This is a genomic window from Lawsonella clevelandensis (genome assembly GCF_001293125.1).
GTDB lineage: Bacteria > Actinomycetota > Actinomycetes > Mycobacteriales > Mycobacteriaceae > Lawsonella > Lawsonella clevelandensis.
In genome coordinates this window covers 1,543,633-1,564,840 of the sequence record NZ_CP009312.1, presented here as the reverse complement: position 1 = coordinate 1,564,840, position 21,208 = coordinate 1,543,633, and the positions used below count along the sequence as shown (strand labels likewise).

The following is a 21,208-nucleotide window of genomic DNA, read 5'->3' as shown; positions in this document are numbered from 1 at the left end:
CAGAACGGCTCCCACTGCCCCCACGCTAGACAGCAACACACTAGGGCGACGACGTAATGAACACTCGCCGGAGCGGCAGAGAGATGAGCTGCGATGGAGAGACATGCTGCGCATACTTATAGCCTAGACTTAGGCACATGGCACTTCCGCAACCTTTTGCACAGACTTTTTCCGTTATTACCGGCGCATCCCAGGGCATTGGCAGGTCACTGGCATTACACCTCGCAAAACAAGGCTACAACGTGATTCTGGTAGCCCGGCGCGCTGGCGTTCTCGATAAACTCGCAGCCGAGATCACCTCCACCTACGGTGTTGAGGTTCTTTGCCGCCCCTGCGACCTCTCAGATCCCGCGGCGCGTCTGGCACTTACCGACGAATTGCGCACATTGGACGTCACCATCCTCTGTAATGATGCGGGTACCGCCACGTTTGGTAGCGTGGCCAAGCTTCCGGAAGAAAAGGAACACCTGCAGTTCCAGCTCAATGCCAATGCCGTCCACGAGCTTGTGCTCGCCGTTCTGCCACGCATGATTGCACGCGGGGAGGGGGCTATCCTCAACGTCGGCTCTGCGGCGGGCAACATGCCCATTGCCTACAACGCCACCTACGCAGGGACAAAAGCCTTCGTTAACACGTTCTCGGAATCCCTCCGTTACGAGTTGGCAGACTATGGCATTAACGTCACACTGCTGGCGCCTGGGCCAGTGCGCCCTGCGGATAAGCCGAAGGAGGAGGAGACCTTCCTCGACCGAATGATCCCCTCCTTTATGTGGGCAAACTCTGACCAGGTTGCGGAGAAGTCGCTGGCCGCCCTGGCTGCCAACAAGCGTCGCGTTGTCCCCGGAGTTTTGGGCAAGATGCTCAACGCGGTGGGTTACCTTCCCCACGCTATTACGAGCCCCATTAACAAGATCACCTACGGTGCTTTGGCAGGTGACAACAAGTGACGATGATTTCTCCCGACAATCTGCCGGCAAAGCTTGACCGCATTGTGTGGATTGACTGCGAGATGACGGGCTTAGATCGCACGAAAGATGTTCTCGTGGAGATCTCGGTACTTGTCACTGACGGTAACCTCAGAGTACTCGGCGGCGATGAGGGCACAGAGCCAGGTTTGGACATTGTTATCCACGCATCCGATGAACTCCTTAACGGCATGGATGAGGTTGTTACCGAAATGCACGCCAAGTCTGGGCTGACGGATGAAATCCGCCGCAGTACCATCACTGTTGCCGAAGCGGAGCAGCAGGTACTCGCCTACATTATGAAGTTTGTGGACGAGCCCCGCACCGCGCCTCTTGCCGGTAACAGTATTGCCACTGATCGCGCCTTCATTGCGCGTGATATGCCGGAACTTGATGCGTTCCTGCACTATCGCATGATTGATGTGTCGACGATTAAAGAACTGTGCCATCGCTGGTTCCCACGGATCTATATCAACCAGCCCCCCAAGGGCATGAATCATCGCGCTATGGCGGACATTAAGGAATCCATCAAAGAACTGGCCTACTACCGTGCCGTTGCGTTCGTGCCATCGCCAGGGCCTAGTGATGCGGAGATCAAAGGAAAACTCGCCGATTTTTCCTAACCGTCATTCTCCGCTAATATTAGCTTGCTGCCACAAGCAGCACTCTTGGTGAGTGTAGTTCAGTTGGTAGAGCACCAGGTTGTGATCCTGGCTGTCGCGAGTTCGAGTCTCGTCACTCACCCCATAAAGACCCCCGTACAAAGGTACGGGGGTCTTTTCGCGCACAGCGATTATATTAAGGTGACCTGCTAGTTTCTTCACTTATTAACTATTATTAACTAATAATCACTGCCTTATTGGAAAAACTTTGTTATGATGGGTTCAGACAGAGCACGACGCACACTTTGCACGTAAGGCTCGTAAAATACCAAAGAATTCCAGAAAGGACCCTCATGTCCCTCGAAGACAAGATCAAGAACACCGCTGAAGACGTTGCCGGCAAGGCCAAGGAAGGCGTTGGAGACGTCGCCGGAGACGAGCAGCTGAAGGCCGAGGGTAAGGTTGATCAGGCTAGCGCTTCCGCCAAGGACGCTCTGGCTGATGCCAAGGACGCCGCCTCCAAGGAGGCTGGCAAAGTTGCCGACAAGGCCAAGGGCTTCATCAACGGTCTCAAGAAGTAATCTTCTTCCCTGCACTAGTGACGAGGGTTAGGACGGAGTGCATACTCCCCTTAACCCTCGTTTTCGTTGCACATGCCACCCAGAGCATTACTAGTTTACCCATTCTTACCAGGCAATTTGTTTCTCGGAAAAGAACGTTATAAAGTTTTCTCTGTTGCGCAGCACGCCAGCGCATCACGATAGAGTATGCACCACTAGCTCAATTGGCAGAGCAACTGACTCTTAATCAGTGGGTTCAGGGTTCGAGTCCCTGGTGGTGTACAGAGAGAAGGTCCCGGTTAGCTTAGCTAGCCGGGACCTTTGCCATTCTCTTGAGTAGTCTCTACTGCTTACCTACTTCCTGTATAGGTACCGACGTTGCCGCATTTTTCGCGGACGTCTCCGCAGCATCTAGCGATAACGTCACATCCCACTGCGGATCAGGTACCACGCCCTTCGCCACCAACACAGGATCGGCAGTTAGCGGCGTGCGCAGTTTCGGGTACCGTTTGTCCTTCTTCCCCCACCAGAAGTGGTGAGTCACGTACCCATCGACCGGTGGTGTCGGGGTCTCTGGCTCAAACCCAAGTTCGGCAGGTGTTTCCGGAACCATATCCGTCAGGAAGTACTTGTCTTTGTCATCAAAGTGGTCATTGACGGTCTTCCGGAACTCACCCAACTCGAAGAAGAGCGCGTTGGTAATCGGATTCCGCTTGTACTTAATGATCTTGTACAGCCAGTAGATGAACACGCCCACGTTGAAGATAAGCGCCGCCCACGCACACACAAGGTTCGCGTTGGGATCCATGGTGGCATATTGGGACATCTTGCTTGGCGGTGCTGACAAGCTGGGTACCCAATTGTAGAAGGCGATCCAGAACATGAGGGTGAAGCAGCGGAACCAAATCCACTGCCCCTTGGCCCAAGTGAACGCGGGAATGGTGCAGGCAAGCAGCAGTGCTAGCGTGCAATACCAGGTGTAGTCTGCCAGCGAGTTATAGAGGTAGGCATGGTTCCACAAGTCGTAGGCGATAATCCACGGCCACACTTGGTCAATCCAAATAATGCCACGTACTTTCTGCTTTTTGTTGCTCGTGATCATGATCTTGCCCAGACCTGTCACGGTAATGCAGTTCAACAGCCCAGCAACCGCTGTAATGAGGTTCCACGAACCGCCGATGGTCCGGAAGCCAGTCTCTGGGTCAATACCCACATGCCGCGCTGCAAAGTTGTGTGCCAACGCCTGATACCAGGCGTCTGAGCCCACTGCAGCGCTAATACCTCGCGACTCGGGCAGCCCGTTCAACATATCGGCACCGTGGGTGGCGTTGATATTGGCGAGACAGTGCCAGTTTGCCGCACATGCATAGTACGTATCCCTATTGACGTAGATAAGAACGTCGCGGACGTTAGCCTCCATAATGTTGAGCACGAGGCACGCCCACAGAATGACGCCAATCCAGATCACGTTGCGGTGCGCTGACTCCGGATGACGTTTGGCGTATACAAGGATCGCTCCCGTAAGAGTAGCCGTAAGCACCATGAGCGCGTACTTAGCAAAGGGGAACCATCCCAGAATGGGGATACCTTGTTTGATAGCGAAAGGCATCATGATGATGCCAATACCGGTCCAAAGAACAAAAATGGTCCAGTTCCAACGGCGATTAATCTCCGCAATGAGAATCTGCGCCGCGAAGACCACAATCCAGATGATGTAGACGCGGAGAGGGCCCACTTCCCAGAAGAAGAGTGAATCCACAGTCCGACCTCCTGCCATTGTGATGACGGTTTGAAGGGATGATCGACCGCGCAAGAGGAGCCCTGGGAGCACTGCGAGGAAGGCAGCTCTCGTGGGTCGCTACCGCTCAAATTACAACTAATAAACTTCTGAGCAATAGAAAATGAACATGATCTAAATCACTGTTCAATTCGACGTAAATACCATCTCAGGACGCTAATTTAAATCCCGGGTATCGACGCAAATCTCCAGGTGAAAAGGGAAATAATAACCTGGCGCGAGGATACTTAGGATTTTTTCACATATTTTCTCCACTTCTCTAGAAAGGAGTAGGCATGTGCGCCTCATCCCATAAGTGGAAGGCACTCAGCATAGGCGCCAGCGGGGCGGCCGCCGGCATCGCCTCCTTCATGACGGTGTTCAGCCAATTGACGGGCAAAGCCACCAAAGCTGAAAATGCCTGGACCTATCCTGGTGACGACCTTATCGACCGCAACTACACCAACGGCCGATCTTCCACCTACGCCATCGACATCGACGCCCCCGCCTATGCGGTCTACCGCATCCTCAAACAAATCGGCGCCGACAAAGGAGGATCCTACAGCTCTGAATTCCTCGAACGAGCCTTCGCCCGACTCCCTTTCTTCAACTCCTACGAGATTCAAGAAGAGTGGCAGCAGCCCGACTCCCTCATGCCCGGAGACGTCGCGACCTTTGACTTCCACGGCATGACCATGGAATGGACAGACGTTGTCCCCGGCAAGTACCTCATCGAATGGGTCGACACCAAACATCCGCCCGCAGCTCCGGGTAGCTACGCCTTCCGCTACCCGGGTATGAAGCACTACGCCGCCGCCTGGTGCTTCTACCTTGTACCCCTGAAAAACGGGAAGACTAGACTTCTCAACCACTGGCGCGTCGCCTACGAGCCCGACAACCTATGGACCTGGTTCATCAACTGGATGCAGATCGATTTTGTCGGTGGCTGCATGGCCCATCTACAAAACCTCTACATCAAACGCACCGTTGAATTCCGCAAAAAGCAACAATTCACCGGTCGCTTAATGCGCGGAATGCTAGGAGGCCGGTTCTTCCGCTCCGACACGCCCGCCGGCCGCTGGGACAACACCCCCTTCTTCGAAGAAACGTACACCCAATGGTTCCGCTATGGGCGCCAGCGACCCGCCGTCACCGACTTCCGTGAACCCGTAACCGACAACCCCAATTGGCCACCCACCGATGCCGACAGCCCCTGGGCAACCACCGTCGACTCTGACTATTACGTCGGTTGGAAAGAACCCGTCTTCTCCTGGGAAGAACAAATGCGCCAGAAGAAAGAAAAAACCTACCTACCGAATTGGGGTAAAGAACAATGAGCTACCACGTCGACTACCCCACCCTCTTCTTCTTTGAGCGCGGCGAATGGTGGGACTACGTCATGCTACTCGTGGTGATTGCCGCTCTCGCGGTAGCCGCCTACCTCGCACAACGCTACAAATGGGTAGCCATTGCCGTGTTCATCGTCATCCCGATTCTCCTCACCATCTTCTGGTGGCCACACTCCACCGAAGGAACCAACTCAGCCGGGTGGTTCCCCATCGTCAAGCAGTATTCAGCGCTCCTGGGAAGCCTCTCCCTAGTGGCGTTGCAGTACTTCCCCAAACTCCGACATAAATACTGGTATCTCTGCATTCCGCCAATTATCTTGACGATTAACATTCTGGAAGCTGTGGTCCGAGACTTCCAGTGCTACAGCATCTACGGAATCGACCCCGCCCAAGGAATGGTGACACTCGGCGGCCCCTGGAACATCATGAACGGCATTGCCGGAATTCTCAATTTCCTCATGATCTCCGGCTGGGTCGGAATATTCGTCTCCAAGAACAAAGAGAAGGCCATCATCTGGGGCGATCTGACGATCTGGTGGATTATTGCCTACGACTTCTGGAACTTCGCCTACGTCTACAACTGCCTGGCAGACCGCGCCTGGTACTCCGGACTCGCTCTACTGCTGTCCTGCACCATCCCAGTCATCTTCAAGTTCGCACGCGGCTCCTGGATCCAATACCGGGCCTACACACTCACTTTCTGGTCGGCCGTCGTCCTCACCTTCCCGGCCTTCATGCATACGTCGATGTTCGCGCATCGCTCCTCCCATAACGAGACCGCGCTATTCCTCGTCTCACTCGTGGCACTGCTCGTCAACATCGCGGTAGCTGTATACCACGTATACCGGATCGCGAAGTTCCGTCGTAACCCCTTCACCCAGGAGGTCTACCCCGACACCCCAGACAACACCGCCATCATCGCCACAAACGCAAGCGATGAAGACAAGGAGCTTATCGCTGCCCGTGCCGGACGCACACCCGCCGAATTAGGCTACGACCTGCCATGGGACGAAGCTGCCAGCCATGCCAAAACCCGCAACCTCCAACCCCCATCTTTACAAGGAGCACCTCCCAGCACACCCTCATAAACCACGCGTCTCCACATAGTGAGGCGCACCCTCACACAGCCTAACAACCACCCACTCCCGAACGTACCCAGGTACGTTCGGGAGTTTTTTCTTATTACACCCCGTCAGTAGACTGACATCTGTCACGTTCCTACTTGGTGTCGCACTGTGAACGATGAGGTCATCACCCGTCACGAAGGGCGTTTCGCCCATAGTAAGCAAGCGCCCTCACCCAGCGTCCCCAGTAGGTACAACACTGCTTCCTTCGGTACTGTTACAAATGAAGCGAAGCTCACCATAAATACAGTGAGTGACCCCACCGGCCAGCCGCGTCAGACGACACAAAAGACGCAGCCAGGCCGTGCGAGTACACCCCAATCACCAACTACTCGCACATTATTTTTGCTTTCGGAGGTTCCATATGCGTCGTCCTGCTCGACGTAGCTCGGCTCTCGCAGCCCTCGCCGCAGCAACTGCTCTGGTAGTCGGCCTATCCGGCTGCCAAGACACGCAGCAAGCTAGTAGCCTGCCGTCTATTAAGGCATCTGTGGGAGAAGCCGCCACCAACGTCAACGTCATCTCCCCTATCCTCGTGCAAGCCACCAGTGGCACCCTTGGCTCCGTCAAACTCATCAACGACGAAACCGGAAAAACAGTGAAGGGCGCCAAAGACGGAAACCAGTGGTCCAGCACCGAACCACTGGGATACGACCAGACGTACACCATCAAGTCCTTCGCTACGAAGGACGGCAAGCGCTTCAACTTCCAGCGCAGCTTCCGCACGGTCAAGCCAGACAACCTCACCATGCCCTGGGTCTACCCCCTTGACGGAGCAGTCGTCGGCATCGCCCAGCCCGTCGCAATCAAATTCGACGAACCTATTGGTGACCGCCAAGCCGCCCAGGACTGCATCCACATCACGACCACCCCAGCCGTAGATGGCGCCTTCTTCTGGGTCAGCAACACCGAAGTGCGCTGGCGCGGTGAACACTTCTGGAAGCCCGGCACCAAGATCAATGTTCAGGTCAAGTGCTACGGTCATGACCTCGGCAAAGGTCTCTACGGCCAAAAAGATGTCCGCTCCACCTTCACCATCGGTGACCGCGTGGAAGGCTTCGCCGACGACCAGACCCACCAACTCGTCATCAAGAAGAACGGCAAAGTCGTCAAGACCATCCCGATCTCCATGGGATCCAACCTTCACCCCACCCCGAACGGTATCTACTACATCGGCGACAAGCACAAGTCTATGGTGATGGACTCCTCCACCTTCGGCGTGCCGGTCAATTCCCCGCAGGGCTACAAGACCAAAGTCAACTGGGCTACCCGCATGTCCTACAGTGGCATCTTCATCCACGCCGCCCCCTGGTCCGTATGGGCACAAGGCTCCAGTAACACCAGCCACGGCTGTCTCAACGTCTCCGTCGCCAACGGAGAATGGGTATACAACAACCTCAAAGCTGGCGACCCCGTAACTGTGAAAAACACCAAGGGCCCCACCTTGCAAGGAAACGAAGGCCTTGGCGACTGGAACATCCCCTGGTCCGAATGGAAAGCCGGTAACGCAAAAACCGACTGACCTACCCCCACGAAAGCAATAAACGAAGCGCCCACCAGAGAGTGTGGGCGCTTCGTTTATGTCCTAAAGATGAAATCTCGCACTAGCCGCTAACGTCTGCAGGCTAGAACGAACCCGGATTACTTGCGACGAGCGAGACGGATCACCAGCGTACCAAGAATGACGGCAGCGGCGACACCCAGCGCAATCTGAACCTCGACCTTTTGCAGCGCGTCCTGAGCGGCAGCCTTGCCCTTCTCCACAACATTGGTGGGATTAACACGGTCGGCAATCTCATCAAGAGTTGCGGCAAGGTTATCGCGAGCGACAGCAATGTTCAGCTCAATAGCTTCGAAGTCCTGGGCCATAATGTCCTCCAGCAAAGTTTTTCACGTACGCACTCCGAAAAGTGTTTCCCCTCTAGAGTACTGCAATACTGCCCAATCTCCGATGAATCGACGGAAAGTCGCTACTCTGGCACTATGAGCACAGATATTCCACATGACAAGGTCCGCCTCTCCGAAGGCGACACCGCCCCCTCCTTCACCCTCACCGATGACCACAACAACACCGTCAGCCTCTCTGATTATGCAGGTAAACACGTTATCGTTTACTTCTACCCGCGCGCCGACACTCCTGGATGCACCAAAGAAGCCTGCGACTTCCGGGACAACCTGGCCCAACTGAACGGTTCCGGAATTGACGTTATTGCCATTTCCCCCGATAAGCCGGAAAAACTTGCCGCCTTCCGCGACAAGTACGAGCTCACCTTCCCCCTGCTCTCCGACCCTGATAAAACCGTCATGCAGGAGTGGGGTGCATTCGGAGAAAAGAAAAACTATGGCAAAGTCGTCCAAGGCGTCATCCGCTCCACCTTTCTCGTGGACACAGATGGCACCATTGCCCTAGCACAATACAACGTCAAAGCTACTGGCCACGTGGCACGCATCATCACCGAACTCGATGTCTAAAGCAATGAACCCCGGAAGCACAGCTTCCGGGGTTTCTTGTGCGCGAGGCGGGACTTGAACCCGCACGTCATAGACACTAGAACCTAAATCTAGCGCGTCTGCCAATTCCGCCACTCGCGCAAGCCCTGTAAACAGGACTCTCATACTGTACAGTTCAGACCAGCCTTCACGCCAACCCGGCAGCCAAAGGCTGGCCACCAGAGCAAACCACAGCAGCAAACCACAGCAGCCAGCCACAGCAGCCAGCCAGAGACTCGCCACCAGAATCCGAGTGTCAGCAGCGCTCAGCCTCGCGGCTCACGGCAGCGGAATCTACCTCCAATTGAGCTAGGGCTCTCAACAGCGGTACTGCCGCACGCAGGGCCTGGCCGCGGTGAGAACGCGTGTCCTTCTCCAACGCCGACAGTTCTGCAGAGGTCCGTCCATCTGCATCCCAGGGCTGGAAGATCGGATCATAGCCGAAGCCATTATCTCCGCGCGGCGCAGACGTCAGCACGCCGCGCCACTCTCCCTCCACTACCATCTCAGGCGCGAGCCCACGTTCCGCCAACTCCGTAGAATTCGCAAACGATTCTGGCACCACAATCGCCACCGCAGAAACAAACGCTGCCCCACGGTGTTCCTCGGAAACATCCCGCAACTGCGCCAATACAAGCTCCAGGTTGTCCTGGTCACGGCCGTGCTCGCCACACCAGCGGGCCGAAAGAACCCCCGGCATGCCGTTCAACGCATCCACCGTCAAACCGGAGTCGTCTGCAACTGTTACCCAACCAGAGTGAACAGCACCGTCCCGGGCCTTAATGAGAGAATTCTCCGCAAAGGTCGCCCCGGTTTCGGGAGTTTCGGGGAACTCCTCCACCGTATCCAACCCCACCACCTCAATGCTCGCAAGGTCAGCAGAAGCAAGCACACGCTGAACTTCCGTGAGCTTTTTAGTATTACGGGAGGCAACAAGCAGTTTCATAGTTTCTCCTGATACAAGGGGATGAATGCGGCCGCACTACCAGCGAGTGCAGCCACCACACTCAGCCTAGGCGTATGCGCCGCGGCCCAATTTAGCGGGGAACGGGTAGTGTGCCGCCAGCGCCTCCTCTTGTGCCTTACTGAGCTCGACACAGCCCAGCTGCCCCATATCAAGCAGACTATCCATCACCGCCCGATCGAAAGGCTCGCCTTCAGCCGTCCCCTGCACTTCTACCAGACGTCCGTCACCAGTGCAGATAACGTTCATGTCGACCTCAGCACGGGAATCCTCCTCATACGGAAGATCCAGCCGCACCTCACCGTCAATAACCCCCACCGAAATGGCGGCAATGCTGGTCTTCAACGGATTTCCCTTGGCGATGAGTCCATGCGAGGACAGGTAGGTGACGGCGTCTGCCAGGGCCACATATGCACCGGTAATAGAGGCGGTACGCGTGCCCCCATCCGCTTGTAAGACGTCACAGTCCAACGCGATAGTATTCTCCCCCAGCGCAGATAGGTCGATACAGGCGCGCAGAGACCGACCAATAAGCCGAGAAATCTCATGTGTGCGGCCGCCCACCTTGCCACGCGTAGACTCGCGCTGCGACCGCTCGTTCGTAGATGCCGGCAGCATCGAGTATTCAGCCGTCACCCATCCCAAACCGGAGCCCATACGCCAACGCGGCACCCCTTTGGTGACGGAAGCTGTGCACATCACACGGGTGTTCCCCATCGAAATAAGCACAGAGCCTGCTGGGTTTTCTGTAAAACCACGCAGGATAGAGACAGGACGGAGTTCATCAACAGCGCGCCCATCGGCGCGAGAATTTACAGTAGTAGACACACCTAGAGCCTACTACCACTCATAAACCGCCCGCGGAGTTACCAGTTCAACGGGCACGGTGGTTGCTGCCAGCGCCTCCGCCAATACGGCTTCTTTGTCGGTCCACGGTGACACATGAGTGAGGAGCAACCGCCCCACTTTGTTGTCGGTCGCGAGCTCCCCCGCCAGCGTGCCCGTCATGTGCATATGCTCCGGCAGGTGGGGCTGTGTCGTCCAGGTGGCCTCGCAGAGAAACACGTCAACACCAGCACTTGCTGTGCGAATACCGTTAGCGGGACCAGTATCGCCGGAGAAACAGAACGTCGCACCAGTAGAGTCCTCCGTCACCCGCATACAGTACGCTTCACCCGGGTGGTCGGCGCGGAAGGCCCGGAATGTGAAGCCGTTAAGGCTCTGGGACGCGGCGAGATCCCAAGGGCGGAAATCAAACGTATCGGTGAGGTCATGGCGGGTGCCGTAATCGTCCGCAAACCATTCCCCCACTTTCTCGAGGAAGGTAGAGGGCCCCAATACCGTTGCTGAGGTATCGGTGGATTTGTGAGAGTAGCGACGCCACACGATAAGACTGGAGATGTCGGCAACGTGATCGGGGTGAAGGTGCGACAGAACGAGGTCGCAGTCGCTAGGGTCGGCAAGATCTTGCAGCCCCCCCATGGAACCATTGCCGATATCCATAATGATGGGACGGTGCCCTGCGGACTGCAGGAGGTAGCAAGAGGCGGGTGAGTGGGAACTCACCACACTTCCAGAACATCCAACAACAGTTAATCGCATGGTTCTATGGTGTCAGTTTTCTTGCTACTTGTGATACTGCGGGTGGGGGCAAAATTGCACAACTGCCGTGGGGTGTGAGGAATTCAACAACTTTCACTCAAGAAATGAAAACATGTCTCCACTCAGCGGAATTCTTCAGCTCTAAGGCATTTTTAGCATGTGTCGCTACTCCGCTAACAGCCGAGTAGCGGCCACTGACCCCACCACAGGTCCCAAAAAACGATGCGCAAGCCGCTCGAATAAAACCGGATCACCCGTCGTCTCAAAACGCCGCAGCGGAGCTGCCACGCCCGTCGCATCTGCCACGCCCGTCACATCCGTGGTGCACCCCTCCGCGCCTAGCTCGCCCGGCGCCAACAGATCTTGTTCAGTCAACAACCGCACCACATCCTTCGCCGTCTCCTCAGCAGAGTTAATCAGGGTGACATCTCGCCCCACAGCCATCTGGATGATGCCAGACAGCAACGGATAGTGGGTACAGCCCAGCACGAGAGTATCAACCCCTACCTCTTGCAGAGGAGACAAGTAGCCCTCCGCTAAACCCAACACTTGCCGACCAGTCGTAATCCCCCGCTCAATAAAATCGACGAAACGCGGGCAGGCAACACTCGAAACCGTCACCAGAGGACCGTCCCCTGCCTGCTGACCGCACACACGCGCGAACTCCCGCTCATAGGCACCGGAGTCCACCGTCGCCTGTGTAGCAATAACACCAACTCGGCCAGTACGCGTCGTAGCCACAGCCGTACGTACCGCCGGACTAATAACCTGCACCACCGGAACATCGTAGCGGCCCAGGAATGTCTCATAGGCGGCCGCAGTAGCGGTATTACAGGCGATGACAAGCGCCTTACATCCTTGTTCGACCAAGTAGTCGCCGATGGCTACCGCATGCCCACACACCGCCTCCATTGTCTGGTTCCCGTAGGGGCCATGCGCACCGTCACCAACAAAAAAAATGGGCTCCTGGGGTAGCTGGTCAATAATGGCACGCGCCACGGTCAGACCCCCCACCCCCGAATCAAAAACACCAATAGGTGCGGTTTTGCCCCCCACGCCACTGGGTACCATGCGCGTAATCCTTTTCCTTTCCCACCCAACACCGCCCGATGCTGGTTAGCGGAGTAGTCCACCCCAGTGTAGTTCACTTCAGGGGCACGGAAGTTGAGTAGACTAGGACAGGTCACCCTCGAGAAAACTCCGAGAAGAGCTCCTATGAACACTTACCGTGGCGCCCCTGCGCTGCTGACGGATATGTATGAACTCACTATGGTGGATGCTGCTCTCACCGCAGAAAAGGCGAGTGGCACCCCAGTAGCAAGCCGCCTCTCCACCTTCGAGATTTTCGGTCGACGTCTCCCTCATGACCGCCGCTACGGAGTTGTCGTCGGTACCGGACGTCTGCTCGATCACCTTCAGAACTTCCGATTCACCGACGAACAGGTCGACTTCTGCAGCGGTTTTCTTTCTGAGGAGACACTCGAGTGGATGCGCAATTTCCGCTTCTCCGGCAGCATCAGCGGCTACCGGGAAGGCGACCTCTACTTCCCCGGCTCCCCCATCCTGACTCTGCAAGGCACATTCGCCGAATGCCAAGTGCTAGAAACTCTCGCCCTCTCCGTTCTTAACCACGATTGTGCCATCGGCACTGCCGCGGCACGCATGGCAGCTGCCGCCGATGGCCGCGCCATCATCGAAATGGGCGCCCGCCGGACGCATGAGGAAAGTGCCGTCGCCTCCGCCCGCGCAGCCTACATCGCCGGCTTCAGCAGCACCTCTGACATGGCGGCCGGCTACCGATGGAGCATTCCCGTCGGGGGAACATCGGCACACTCCTTCACCCTGCTGCACACCTCCAACAATCAGCCAGACGAAAAAGCCGCCTTCCGCCACCAGGTGGAGGCTATGGGGACGGACACCACGCTGCTGGTGGACACCTACGACATTACGCAAGGTGTCGCCAATGCCATTGAAGTTGCTGGCCCACAGCTGGGGGGCGTCCGCATTGACTCCGGCGACTTGGGTGTATTGGCCCGCCAGGTCCGCCAACAACTCGACTCTCTAGGAGCCCACAACACGCACATTGTGGTGTCCGGCGACCTCGACGAGTACTCGATCGCTGCGCTGCGCGCCGAACCCGTCGACGCCTACGGTGTTGGCACTTCTCTAGTGACGGGGTCGGGTGCACCAACCGCCGAACTCGTGTTCAAGATTGTTGAAGTGGACGGCCAAAAAGTAGCCAAACGCTCCAGCCATAAGGAAACCCGCGGTGGCAGCAAGCAAGGCTTCCGGACCTCCCGCGCTACCGGCACGATGGTGTCCGAGATCGTCACCCCACTGGGCGCGGCAGCCCCCGATACCGGGACACTGAACTGCGACAAGCTCACCATTGACTATGTAGTAGATGGCGAAGTGCAGCAGAACCTACCTACTCTCGATGATGCTCGCAGCCTGCTCTACGACAACCTCAAGCAACTACCCTGGGAGGGGCTCTCCCTCTCCCGCGGTGAGCCCGCTATCCCCACCCAATTTGTGGGCTTCTAGGAGGAAGTGAGGGCTCCGTGGACCACCCTTCTGCCCCTACCCCCTCACAACCTGACTCCTACCAGCTACCCAGCGTGGTGGAACTCCTGCGCACTGCAGTAACGACTATGGGCGGGCAGGAACGCGCCGGCCAGCTCCGCATGGCTGCGGCTATTGATCACGCCATGGTCACCGGCCAACACCTAGCAGTCCAGGCGGGAACGGGCACCGGAAAATCCTTGGCATATCTGGTCCCCGCGCTCCGCCATGCAGTGGAATCGGGGAAGACGGTGGTGGTCTCGACCGCCACTATCGCTCTGCAACGCCAGCTGTGCCACCGAGATCTGCCTCTTTTGGTCGATGCGCTGGCAGAGGACCTTGGCCGCCGTCCGACCTTTGCCCTTCTCAAAGGCCGGAACAACTATCTATGCTGGAACGCTCTCCACAGTGCAGCAGACCCCGACACAGATGATGGCGGCACACACACCCTCATTCCCTCCCAGGCAGGCCAGCAAGCCCAACGAGTCCACGAATGGGCACAGGACACCGAAACTGGAGACCGCGACGACCTGAAACCCGGCGTCTCAGACCTTGTGTGGCGAACCGTCTCTGTGGATACACAATCCTGTATCGGCGCATCGGCCTGTCCATTCGGAGACGAGTGCTTCGCGGAACAGGCCCGCCAGCAGGCCTACCGGGCGGACATTATCGTCACCAACCACGCCATGCTGGCAATTGACGCTGCCTCCCCCATTGACCTACTCCCCGACCATGACGTCGTTATCGTCGATGAGGCCCACGAGCTCGAGAGCCGCGTCACCAATGTCATCTCCGGCACACTATCCACCGCCGGCCTCGATATCCTGGGTAAACGCCTCATCCATTTCCTCAGCGACAGTGACGTCGACAACTTCCTCGAGAGCGTGGAACGCTTCTCCGCCGCCCTGGACTCCAGCCCCATTGGCCGGTGGGATACGCTGGACGACACCCAAGTATCCGCACTGACCCTCCTTCGCTCCACTGCTACCACCTTGCTGACTACCCTCGGTCCGGTGAAGGACGCAGACATCGTCAACGATCCCAAAAACGCCACCGCAAAGAAACAAGCCATCGGCGGTCTCAACCAGATTGTCGACGTGTGCGATGTGGTGCTTGCCGAATCCCCCACCCACGTTGTCTGGATGAGCGTACCGGAACGCCGCGGTCGTGAAATCCATGTCGCCCCGCTTTCCGTTGCTGCAGTACTGCGTGACCACCTGTTTGCTGAGTCCACCGTCATCCTCACCTCGGCGACTCTGCAGGCAGGCGGTTCTTTCCGCACCATGGCCCGACAGTGGGGGCTACCTGAGGAAGAACGGGAAACCTCCCCCCTCACCGACATGGCGACATCTCGGGATCCCAATCGGGCAGCACATCCACGGGAGGAGGAACCCAACAGTGGCCGGCGATGCTATGGTGGGGCGCACTCCCCTGTGGCATGGAGCAGCCTGGACGTGGGGTCTCCGTTCTCCCACCGCACGGCAGGAATCCTCTACATTGCGCGGGATCTCCCCCGTCCGCTGCAAGGTTCCACTCAGCCCAAGGTACTCGAACGGATGGAAGAGCTCGTCAGTGCGGCCGGTGGACGCACCTTAGTATTGTGCAGTTCGCGGCGTGCCGCCGATGATGTCGCCGCCTATCTGGATGAACATGTTCCCTACCCGGTATTGTGCCAAGGTCAAGACACCATGAGCTCACTCATCGCCGACTTCGCCGAGCAGGAAGAAAGTGTCCTCGTGGGCACCCTCGGGCTGTGGCAAGGTGTGGATGTCCCAGGGCCGTCCTGTTCCCTCGTCATTATTGACCGGATACCCTTCCCCCGGCCGGATGATCCACTCATGTCCGCTCGGCTTGATTTCGTCAACCAGCACGGTGGGAATGGCTTTATGTCCGTCTCTGCCGCTCATGCTGCCCTACTTTTAGCGCAGGGGACAGGCCGGCTTCTGCGCTCAACAACCGACCGGGGTGTTATCGCTGTGATGGACTCGCGATTGGTGACGGCGCGCTACGGCAGTTTCCTCCGGCAGAGTCTTCCCCCTTATTGGGAGACCACCAACACTGAGGTGGTGCTGCAGTCGTTGCGGCGTATTACCACACAGGCAGACTAGCGATGCCCCATCCGCTGGGTGAATGTAGGTTACTGCTCCCGGGGTGTGACAAATGGGAGGTAGCGTCCGTAGCCCTCCGCCTCCATCTGCGCGAGGGGAACAAACCGTAGGCTAGCCCCGTTAATGCAGTACCGTTGTCCGCCTTCCGCATGCGGGCCGTCGGGGAAAACATGTCCCAGGTGGCTCTCTCCCCTACTGGAGGTTACTTCCACACGGTGCATTCCGTGGCTGAAATCCTCTTCATAGTGGAGGGCGTCTCCCACCATGGGACGGGTGAAGCTGGGCCAGCCACAACCGGCGTCATACTTGTCGTCAGAGGAGAAGAGGGGCTGGCCCGTCACGATATCCACATAGATACCTGGTTCGTCGAGTGTGTCGTATTCGCTACTGAAGGGGCGCTCAGTGTCCTTCTGCTGAGTCACACGGAACTGCTCCGTGGTGAGAGTGTCGAGAATCTCCTCCTGGCTGGGGGCGGGATAGTCAGTGGGATCAAGGGGGCGGTCTGCTGCAGCGAGGCTGATATGGCAGTAGCCACCCGGGTTCTTCTGCAAGTAATCCTGGTGGTAGTCCTCTGCCGGGCAAAAGTTGCGGAGTGGCTCCGCCTCTACCCGGATGGGATAGCTGAAGTTTGCCTGTTGGAGGTTCAGGAAGCGGCGAACGGCGCGGGAGGTGGCGTCGTCTGCTGTGCCTTCCCAGTAGATGCCGGTGCGGTATTGGGTACCGCGGTCGTTTCCTTGCTGGTTGAGACTAAGTGGGTCAATGATGCGGAAATAGTGCAGCAGGATCTCCACTAGGCTGATGCGCGCAGGGTCGTAGGTGAGCTTGAGGGTTTCGGCATGGCCAGTTTCTGCAATGTCGTAGTAGCTGGTGGTGGCACTCACGCCATTGGCGTAGCCCACTTCGGTATCGACCACCCCAGAGAGACGCTGAAAGTACCCTTCCACTCCCCAGAAGCAGCCTCCTGCCAAGTAGATAACGCGAGTTGCTGGTGTCGTTGACATAAAAAACCCTTCTCTCGGATACTCCCAGGGTATCGAGCGAGAGAAGGGGCGTCAGGAGGTTTTCGCTAGGGGCTGACGGTGCCATCGTCAGCATCGGTGACGGTACCGACGTTAGAGCCGGGCTCCGCAGCAACAGACGGCTGCCCGGTGACTGCGGCAGCATCAGCATCAAAGTGTGCAAAGCTGCGCTGCACAACGAGTTTGCCAATAAAACCGCCAAGTAGTGCCAGAATGAACACAATGACGGTCATCACGCCAATGAACCCAGGGGTGTAGAGCATCTGCATGGAGTGGGAGTAGTCTTCGCCCATGTGCTGTGCCACCTTCGCAAAGTACTCGTCACCCATGTAGATCATGGGGAGGAGGGAGCCCACGGGGGCTAGCGACAACAGGCCATAAGCGAAGATGTTGCGGTTGAGGTTTCGGTAGTCGCCTCGCCATGCCACGAAGTCTGCCAGTACACCGAAGACGATTGCCATGGGGACTACCGGCCAGGCGTCACCGAAAAGGATCCGCGCAACCGCAGCTAACAAGACAAGCAGGAATAGTGCTCCTGGGCGCCGCACTTTGGTGAGAAATACCATGATGACAATGCCATTGGCGATGACGCCCAGCATGGCACCAACTGCCTGCATGATGGGGTTGAGGGCGCCGAGGGCTCCGAAGGCGAAGCCAAGAATCAGGTAGACGACAGTGAAAATACCGACGTAGATGAGGTCTTTGCTGGTGAATTTGGAAAATGGAGTCACAGCACTCTCGATTCTTAGTAACTCAATTTGTTGAGGTGGAGAATAAGGTCGCCACAAAGATTCATGAGTTCATAGTCGTGCGTGATTACCAGTACCACTTTGCCGTGCGCTGCCAGTTCACGCAGAGCATGCGCAATAGCGACCATGTGCTGGTAATCCAGGCCAGATGACGGTTCATCGAAGACCACGATGTCCTTTTGACAGGCCTTGGCGGTAGCAATAACAACGCGCTGTTTTTGCCCACCCGACAGTGACATGGGGTGTCGGTCTGCCAGGTGAAGCAGATCGAACTCCGCAAGCAAGCCATCCACTTGTGCGGGGTCAACAAAGGAAGCGGCAGAATCAACTGTGACCTCGCCACGTACGGTAGTTCCGAAGAGCTGCCGGTGGACGTCCTGCATCACCATGTAGCTGTGGGCGAGCCGCTTTTTGGGCGTCAATTTCTCGCCACGGTAGCTGATGGTGCCGCGCGCCTTCTCCAAGCCCGTGAGGACACTGGCGAAGGTGCTCTTCCCTGCCCCATTCGGGCCGGCCACCACAATGACCTTGCCGGCAGGCAGGCGAAGTTCAGGAATATCGAGAACCAGCTTCTTTCCGTAGGAGAACTGCAGGTTGCGGATCTCCAGCGCGGTAGGTTCCGACACGCTGTCCGCAGAACCACCATCATCAGACGTGGTGCTGGGCGCAAGAGTGGGCACAAGAGTGGGGGGAAGCTTGGTGGCGTTGCCGTTGGCGACAATCGTCGGTAGTTCTGGTTCCGGCGGAGCAGTGAGATCGCGGAGACCGTACTGGGAACGCTCATCGTCCGTCAGCGCCCAGAATTCGTCGCCCGTCATCTCCCTCTCAATGCGACCATCCGTCATGATAATGACGCGGTCAACGAGCCCGCGAAGGAAGTACAAGCGGTGTTCGGCTACCACCAAAGTGGCACCCTTGCGTCGCAGGGAGGCGTAAACCTCGCGGAATTCATCAATAGCCTGCGGGGAAAGATTACTTGTGGGCTCGTCGAAAAGGTAGAGATCCGGCTCGCTCATCATGGAGCAGCCGCAGGCGACTCGTTGTTTCTCTCCACCAGAAATGTGGAAGAGGTTCTTGCCCAAGAGATGGGGGATGTTGATCTCGTTGACCACACGCATCATGCGGTCTTTAATATCCTGCGGGTTCATCCCGTAGTTTTCGCAGGCGAAGGCCAACTCGCTGGTGACATTGGTGGTGAAGAACTGGGTGCGGGGATTCTGAAAGACCGTCGCGGTAAAACGGCCGGTCTCAAAGAGTTCCTCGTGGCTAATGATGTGCTCGTTACCGTTAGTGGAGGTGTGTACAACCTGACCAGTGAGGGTCCCCTCGTGATACTTGGGGATGAGACCGTTGAGGAGGCGGATGACGGAGCTTTTGCCGGACCCAGAGCCGCCGCAAATGAGCACTGACTCCCCTGGTTGAATAGTGAGATTGAGGTTGGTGATGGGGGCGGGAGTGCCTGGCCGGCTGGTGGGGTAACGATAGGTGACGTCACGGATGTCGGTGCTCATTTAGATCACCTGAACTTTCGTGAGAATGGCGAAGATCAGGAAGGCGATACTGGCAACAACAACCACCCCATCCCACACCTGGAAACCGAGGGGGACGATGGAGGTCTTACGCCCCGGTGCACCCAACCCGCGCACCATCGCAGATGCGGAGAGGTCTTCGCCAATGTTAATGACGGACGTGAGCAGGGGGACCACTACGTATTCAGTAGTTTTAATGGGGTGCAGGAGTGCTTCCCACCCGTTCTTAAAGAGCTGCCGTAATTTCATCGCGTTGACGACTGCCCAAAACTCCTCATAAACCGCCGGGAAGAAGCGGAACATGACGGCAATGGGCACCACTAAAACGTCAGAAATGCGCATTTTCTTCATTGCTGCAACGAATTCTGCGGCAGTAGTGGTTCGGACAAAATAGAGACCTGTTCCAAAGACCACGACGTATTTCGAGAGGAAGAAAGCGAAGGTGATAAGGATCGTCACTACCTTGTTGGGGAATGCTGGCTGCACCACAAGGTGCAGGAACTGGCAGACAGCAAAGAAGGTGATGTATCCGCCGAGAATCTTCCAACAACGTATCGTCATCAGCATAATGACGGTGAAGAGGAAACCTAGGTAGGTGACGGAGAGGTCGGAGATCGACAGCACCACCACATTGATCACCAGAAGGTTGAGCATGGTGGTGCGCGGGTCCAGTGAGAAGAAGCGACGCTGGCGGCCGACGGACAAATCCGCAAGAGATGGGACTTGCTGGTTCTCCGCGACTGCGCTCATGAAGGTAATCCTAATTAAAACGCTGTGGTGTTACCAACACCACAGCGCTCCTATCAGGCATAGTGCATATTAAGCCTGCTGCGTGGGGTCCACTACGGAGCCCTGCGGAGTCTCTTCCAGAGTGTCCTGTGCGTCGACAACAGCCTCCTGCGAAGTTGCTCCCGCTGCCATTCCAGCCTTGGCAAAGTGACGTTTGATGAGAATAGCCCCCAGCCAGGCACCCAGTGCACCAACCACAAAGATAGTGACGCCGAAAGCTACAATCACCGGCACGGTAAAGAAGTTCATCATCTCGTGGGCGTAGTTGGCACCGTTCCCTTGGGCAACAGACTGGAAGTAGTCATCAGTGAACCAAATGATGGGAAGGAGAGGACCAATAAACCAGAGAGTAAACAGCGCATAGGCGAAAATATTGGCGACCGTATTCCGATACTTCGTCAGCGCCAGAATGAGCTCTGTAAGAAGACCAAAAACGAGCGCCGTCAACACTGTAGTCCAGGAACGACCGATGGCAATCATGATGAGGGACATGATGAGAGCCAGCATAACCACCATTCCGAAGCGATCCACCCGGGTGAGGTACAGCATAAAAACAGTACCGTTCACGAAAGCGGCTACCACCATCGTGCCGAACACCAAGCCCGGCGCAGCAGCTCCTGCTACGCCGAGAATGGCCATCACCACCATGTAGATGGTGCCAAAAATACCGAGGTTCAGCAGGTCCTTGGTGCGTAGTTTCTCCGCCATTGTGCTCCCTTGTGAGTGTCGAGTGCGGTTAGTAGACGAGTGCTGCGAAATTATGTGAACGTAGTGCAGGTGTGAGGAAGGCCGTGGACACTACTGCCACGGCACTCAGGCCAAGTATATCGGACAACAGTTTGCTTACCCCGGCTTTTCCACAGTTCTCTGTATTACCTGCATAAACATGACGATGCCAAGGCGCGAGATCCCGCTTCACTAGACACGCGGACGCGGTTTCTTCGCAAAGATTACCAGCGAGTTGTAACGCTCTACCGCGGTACATCGATGGAGTGAGTGTTGTCGGCCGACATTGAGCC

At 56.9% G+C, this 21,208-nt stretch carries 20 protein-coding genes and 3 tRNA genes; 11 read left to right on the top strand and 12 right to left on the bottom strand.

The window, feature by feature from the left end:
• Window positions 1-137 precede the first annotated feature (137 nt).
• The 5 genes from cmrA to IY73_RS06620 all read left to right on the top strand — a co-directional run bounded on the left by cmrA (window position 138) and on the right by IY73_RS06620 (window position 2,409).
• Window positions 138-947 carry a mycolate reductase gene (gene cmrA / locus IY73_RS06640; RefSeq protein WP_053962392.1) on the top strand — a complete coding sequence of 270 codons (810 nt, stop codon included), beginning with the start codon at window positions 138-140 and terminating at the stop codon, window positions 945-947.
• Between the two features lie 2 nt (window positions 948-949).
• Window positions 950-1,588 carry an oligoribonuclease gene (gene orn / locus IY73_RS06635; protein WP_053962391.1) on the top strand — a complete coding sequence of 213 codons (639 nt, stop codon included), beginning with the start codon at window positions 950-952 and terminating at the stop codon, window positions 1,586-1,588.
• Between the two features lie 48 nt (window positions 1,589-1,636).
• Window positions 1,637-1,712: transfer RNA gene (locus IY73_RS06630), tRNA-His, on the top strand.
• A gap of 208 nt (window positions 1,713-1,920) precedes the next feature.
• Window positions 1,921-2,148 carry a CsbD family protein gene (locus IY73_RS06625; protein ID WP_053962390.1) on the top strand — a complete coding sequence of 76 codons (228 nt, stop codon included), beginning with the start codon at window positions 1,921-1,923 and terminating at the stop codon, window positions 2,146-2,148.
• A gap of 188 nt (window positions 2,149-2,336) precedes the next feature.
• Window positions 2,337-2,409, top strand: a tRNA-Lys gene (locus tag IY73_RS06620).
• 61 nt (window positions 2,410-2,470) lie between these two features.
• On the opposite strand, the gene IY73_RS06615 is transcribed toward IY73_RS06620, so the two are convergent.
• Entirely contained in the window at window positions 2,471-3,886 is a 1,416-nt protein-coding gene (locus tag IY73_RS06615; RefSeq protein WP_237023729.1) for a DUF5692 family protein, read from the bottom strand.
• A gap of 314 nt (window positions 3,887-4,200) precedes the next feature.
• Between IY73_RS06615 and IY73_RS06610 the strand changes: the two genes are divergently transcribed.
• From IY73_RS06610 to IY73_RS06600, 3 genes are all read left to right on the top strand, one after another.
• Complete coding sequence (locus IY73_RS06610; protein WP_096334774.1) at window positions 4,201-5,241, top strand: hypothetical protein; 1,041 nt, start codon at window positions 4,201-4,203, stop codon at window positions 5,239-5,241.
• Window positions 5,238-6,341: a DUF5692 family protein gene (locus IY73_RS06605; RefSeq protein WP_237023728.1), complete on the top strand. Its 1,104-nt coding sequence runs from the start codon at window positions 5,238-5,240 to the stop codon at window positions 6,339-6,341. The genes IY73_RS06610 and IY73_RS06605 overlap by 4 nt, the downstream gene beginning before the upstream one ends.
• A 400-nt stretch (window positions 6,342-6,741) precedes the next feature.
• Window positions 6,742-7,899 carry a L,D-transpeptidase gene (locus IY73_RS06600; RefSeq protein WP_053962389.1) on the top strand — a complete coding sequence of 386 codons (1,158 nt, stop codon included), beginning with the start codon at window positions 6,742-6,744 and terminating at the stop codon, window positions 7,897-7,899.
• A 119-nt stretch (window positions 7,900-8,018) separates the two neighbouring features.
• Here IY73_RS06600 and IY73_RS06595 read toward each other — a convergent pair whose 3' ends face one another.
• Window positions 8,019-8,246 carry a DUF3618 domain-containing protein gene (locus IY73_RS06595; RefSeq protein ID WP_053962388.1) on the bottom strand — a complete coding sequence of 76 codons (228 nt, stop codon included), beginning with the start codon at window positions 8,244-8,246 and terminating at the stop codon, window positions 8,019-8,021.
• Between the two features lie 114 nt (window positions 8,247-8,360).
• On the opposite strand from IY73_RS06595, the gene bcp reads away from it, so the two are divergent.
• A complete protein-coding gene (gene bcp, locus IY73_RS06590) occupies window positions 8,361-8,849 on the top strand; it encodes a thioredoxin-dependent thiol peroxidase (RefSeq protein ID WP_053979115.1) in 489 nt (162 codons plus the stop codon).
• A 39-nt stretch (window positions 8,850-8,888) separates the two neighbouring features.
• Here bcp and IY73_RS06585 read toward each other — a convergent pair.
• From IY73_RS06585 to murI, 5 genes are all read right to left on the bottom strand, one after another.
• Window positions 8,889-8,969: transfer RNA gene (locus tag IY73_RS06585), tRNA-Leu, on the bottom strand.
• A gap of 154 nt (window positions 8,970-9,123) precedes the next feature.
• The gene (locus IY73_RS06580) at window positions 9,124-9,813 is read right to left on the bottom strand and encodes a non-canonical purine NTP pyrophosphatase (RefSeq protein WP_053979114.1); all 690 of its coding nucleotides are present in this window, start codon (window positions 9,811-9,813) and stop codon (window positions 9,124-9,126) included.
• Between the two features lie 66 nt (window positions 9,814-9,879).
• On the bottom strand, window positions 9,880-10,659 hold the full coding sequence (rph, locus tag IY73_RS06575; protein WP_053979113.1) for a ribonuclease PH: 780 nt from the start codon (window positions 10,657-10,659) through the stop codon (window positions 9,880-9,882).
• Between the two features lie 12 nt (window positions 10,660-10,671).
• Complete coding sequence (locus IY73_RS06570; protein ID WP_082346610.1) at window positions 10,672-11,433, bottom strand: MBL fold metallo-hydrolase; 762 nt, start codon at window positions 11,431-11,433, stop codon at window positions 10,672-10,674.
• Between the two features lie 165 nt (window positions 11,434-11,598).
• Window positions 11,599-12,489, bottom strand: a complete 891-nt coding sequence (gene murI, locus IY73_RS06565) for a glutamate racemase (RefSeq protein ID WP_390175770.1) — start codon at window positions 12,487-12,489, stop codon at window positions 11,599-11,601.
• Window positions 12,490-12,648: 159 nt separating this feature from the next.
• On the opposite strand from murI, the gene IY73_RS06560 reads away from it, so the two are divergent.
• Window positions 12,649-13,977, top strand: coding sequence for a nicotinate phosphoribosyltransferase (locus IY73_RS06560; protein WP_053979110.1), 1,329 nt, complete (start codon window positions 12,649-12,651; stop codon window positions 13,975-13,977).
• A gap of 107 nt (window positions 13,978-14,084) precedes the next feature.
• Window positions 14,085-16,103: an ATP-dependent DNA helicase gene (locus IY73_RS06555; protein WP_053979221.1), complete on the top strand. Its 2,019-nt coding sequence runs from the start codon at window positions 14,085-14,087 to the stop codon at window positions 16,101-16,103.
• Window positions 16,104-16,132: 29 nt separating this feature from the next.
• On the opposite strand, the gene msrB is transcribed toward IY73_RS06555, so the two are convergent.
• From msrB to IY73_RS06530, 5 genes are all read right to left on the bottom strand, one after another.
• Window positions 16,133-17,104, bottom strand: a complete 972-nt coding sequence (gene msrB / locus IY73_RS08860; RefSeq protein ID WP_053962381.1) for a peptide-methionine (R)-S-oxide reductase MsrB — start codon at window positions 17,102-17,104, stop codon at window positions 16,133-16,135.
• Window positions 17,105-17,169: 65 nt separating this feature from the next.
• Window positions 17,170-17,853, bottom strand: coding sequence for an MptD family putative ECF transporter S component (locus tag IY73_RS06545; RefSeq protein ID WP_053962380.1), 684 nt, complete (start codon window positions 17,851-17,853; stop codon window positions 17,170-17,172).
• A gap of 14 nt (window positions 17,854-17,867) precedes the next feature.
• Window positions 17,868-19,382 carry an ABC transporter ATP-binding protein gene (locus IY73_RS06540; protein WP_053962379.1) on the bottom strand — a complete coding sequence of 505 codons (1,515 nt, stop codon included), beginning with the start codon at window positions 19,380-19,382 and terminating at the stop codon, window positions 17,868-17,870.
• Entirely contained in the window at window positions 19,383-20,150 is a 768-nt protein-coding gene (locus IY73_RS06535) for an energy-coupling factor transporter transmembrane component T (protein ID WP_053962378.1), read from the bottom strand. It lies immediately after the preceding gene.
• A 69-nt stretch (window positions 20,151-20,219) separates the two neighbouring features.
• Window positions 20,220-20,897 carry an MptD family putative ECF transporter S component gene (locus IY73_RS06530; protein WP_053979109.1) on the bottom strand — a complete coding sequence of 226 codons (678 nt, stop codon included), beginning with the start codon at window positions 20,895-20,897 and terminating at the stop codon, window positions 20,220-20,222.
• Window positions 20,898-21,208: the final 311 nt, after the last annotated feature.

Excerpts from the sequence above, each read along its gene's own strand:
- IY73_RS06605 (WP_237023728.1), top strand. The coding sequence starts at position 5,238 with ATGAGCTACCACGTCGACTACCCCACCCTCTTCTTCTTTGAGCGCGGC.
- IY73_RS06625 (WP_053962390.1), top strand. The coding sequence starts at position 1,921 with ATGTCCCTCGAAGACAAGATCAAGAACACCGCTGAAGACGTTGCCGGC.
- IY73_RS06540 (WP_053962379.1), bottom strand. The coding sequence starts at position 19,382 with ATGAGCACCGACATCCGTGACGTCACCTATCGTTACCCCACCAGCCGG.
- IY73_RS06570 (WP_082346610.1), bottom strand. The coding sequence starts at position 11,433 with ATGCGATTAACTGTTGTTGGATGTTCTGGAAGTGTGGTGAGTTCCCAC.
- IY73_RS06555 (WP_053979221.1), top strand. The coding sequence starts at position 14,085 with ATGGGCGGGCAGGAACGCGCCGGCCAGCTCCGCATGGCTGCGGCTATT.
- IY73_RS06580 (WP_053979114.1), bottom strand. The coding sequence starts at position 9,813 with ATGAAACTGCTTGTTGCCTCCCGTAATACTAAAAAGCTCACGGAAGTT.
- IY73_RS06610 (WP_096334774.1), top strand. The coding sequence starts at position 4,201 with ATGTGCGCCTCATCCCATAAGTGGAAGGCACTCAGCATAGGCGCCAGC.
- msrB (WP_053962381.1), bottom strand. The coding sequence starts at position 17,104 with ATGTCAACGACACCAGCAACTCGCGTTATCTACTTGGCAGGAGGCTGC.
- orn (WP_053962391.1), top strand. The coding sequence starts at position 950 with ATGATTTCTCCCGACAATCTGCCGGCAAAGCTTGACCGCATTGTGTGG.
- IY73_RS06560 (WP_053979110.1), top strand. The coding sequence starts at position 12,649 with ATGAACACTTACCGTGGCGCCCCTGCGCTGCTGACGGATATGTATGAA.
- IY73_RS06595 (WP_053962388.1), bottom strand. The coding sequence starts at position 8,246 with ATGGCCCAGGACTTCGAAGCTATTGAGCTGAACATTGCTGTCGCTCGC.
- IY73_RS06530 (WP_053979109.1), bottom strand. The coding sequence starts at position 20,897 with ATGGCGGAGAAACTACGCACCAAGGACCTGCTGAACCTCGGTATTTTT.
- IY73_RS06600 (WP_053962389.1), top strand. The coding sequence starts at position 6,742 with ATGCGTCGTCCTGCTCGACGTAGCTCGGCTCTCGCAGCCCTCGCCGCA.
- cmrA (WP_053962392.1), top strand. The coding sequence starts at position 138 with ATGGCACTTCCGCAACCTTTTGCACAGACTTTTTCCGTTATTACCGGC.
- IY73_RS06535 (WP_053962378.1), bottom strand. The coding sequence starts at position 20,150 with ATGAGCGCAGTCGCGGAGAACCAGCAAGTCCCATCTCTTGCGGATTTG.
- bcp (WP_053979115.1), top strand. The coding sequence starts at position 8,361 with ATGAGCACAGATATTCCACATGACAAGGTCCGCCTCTCCGAAGGCGAC.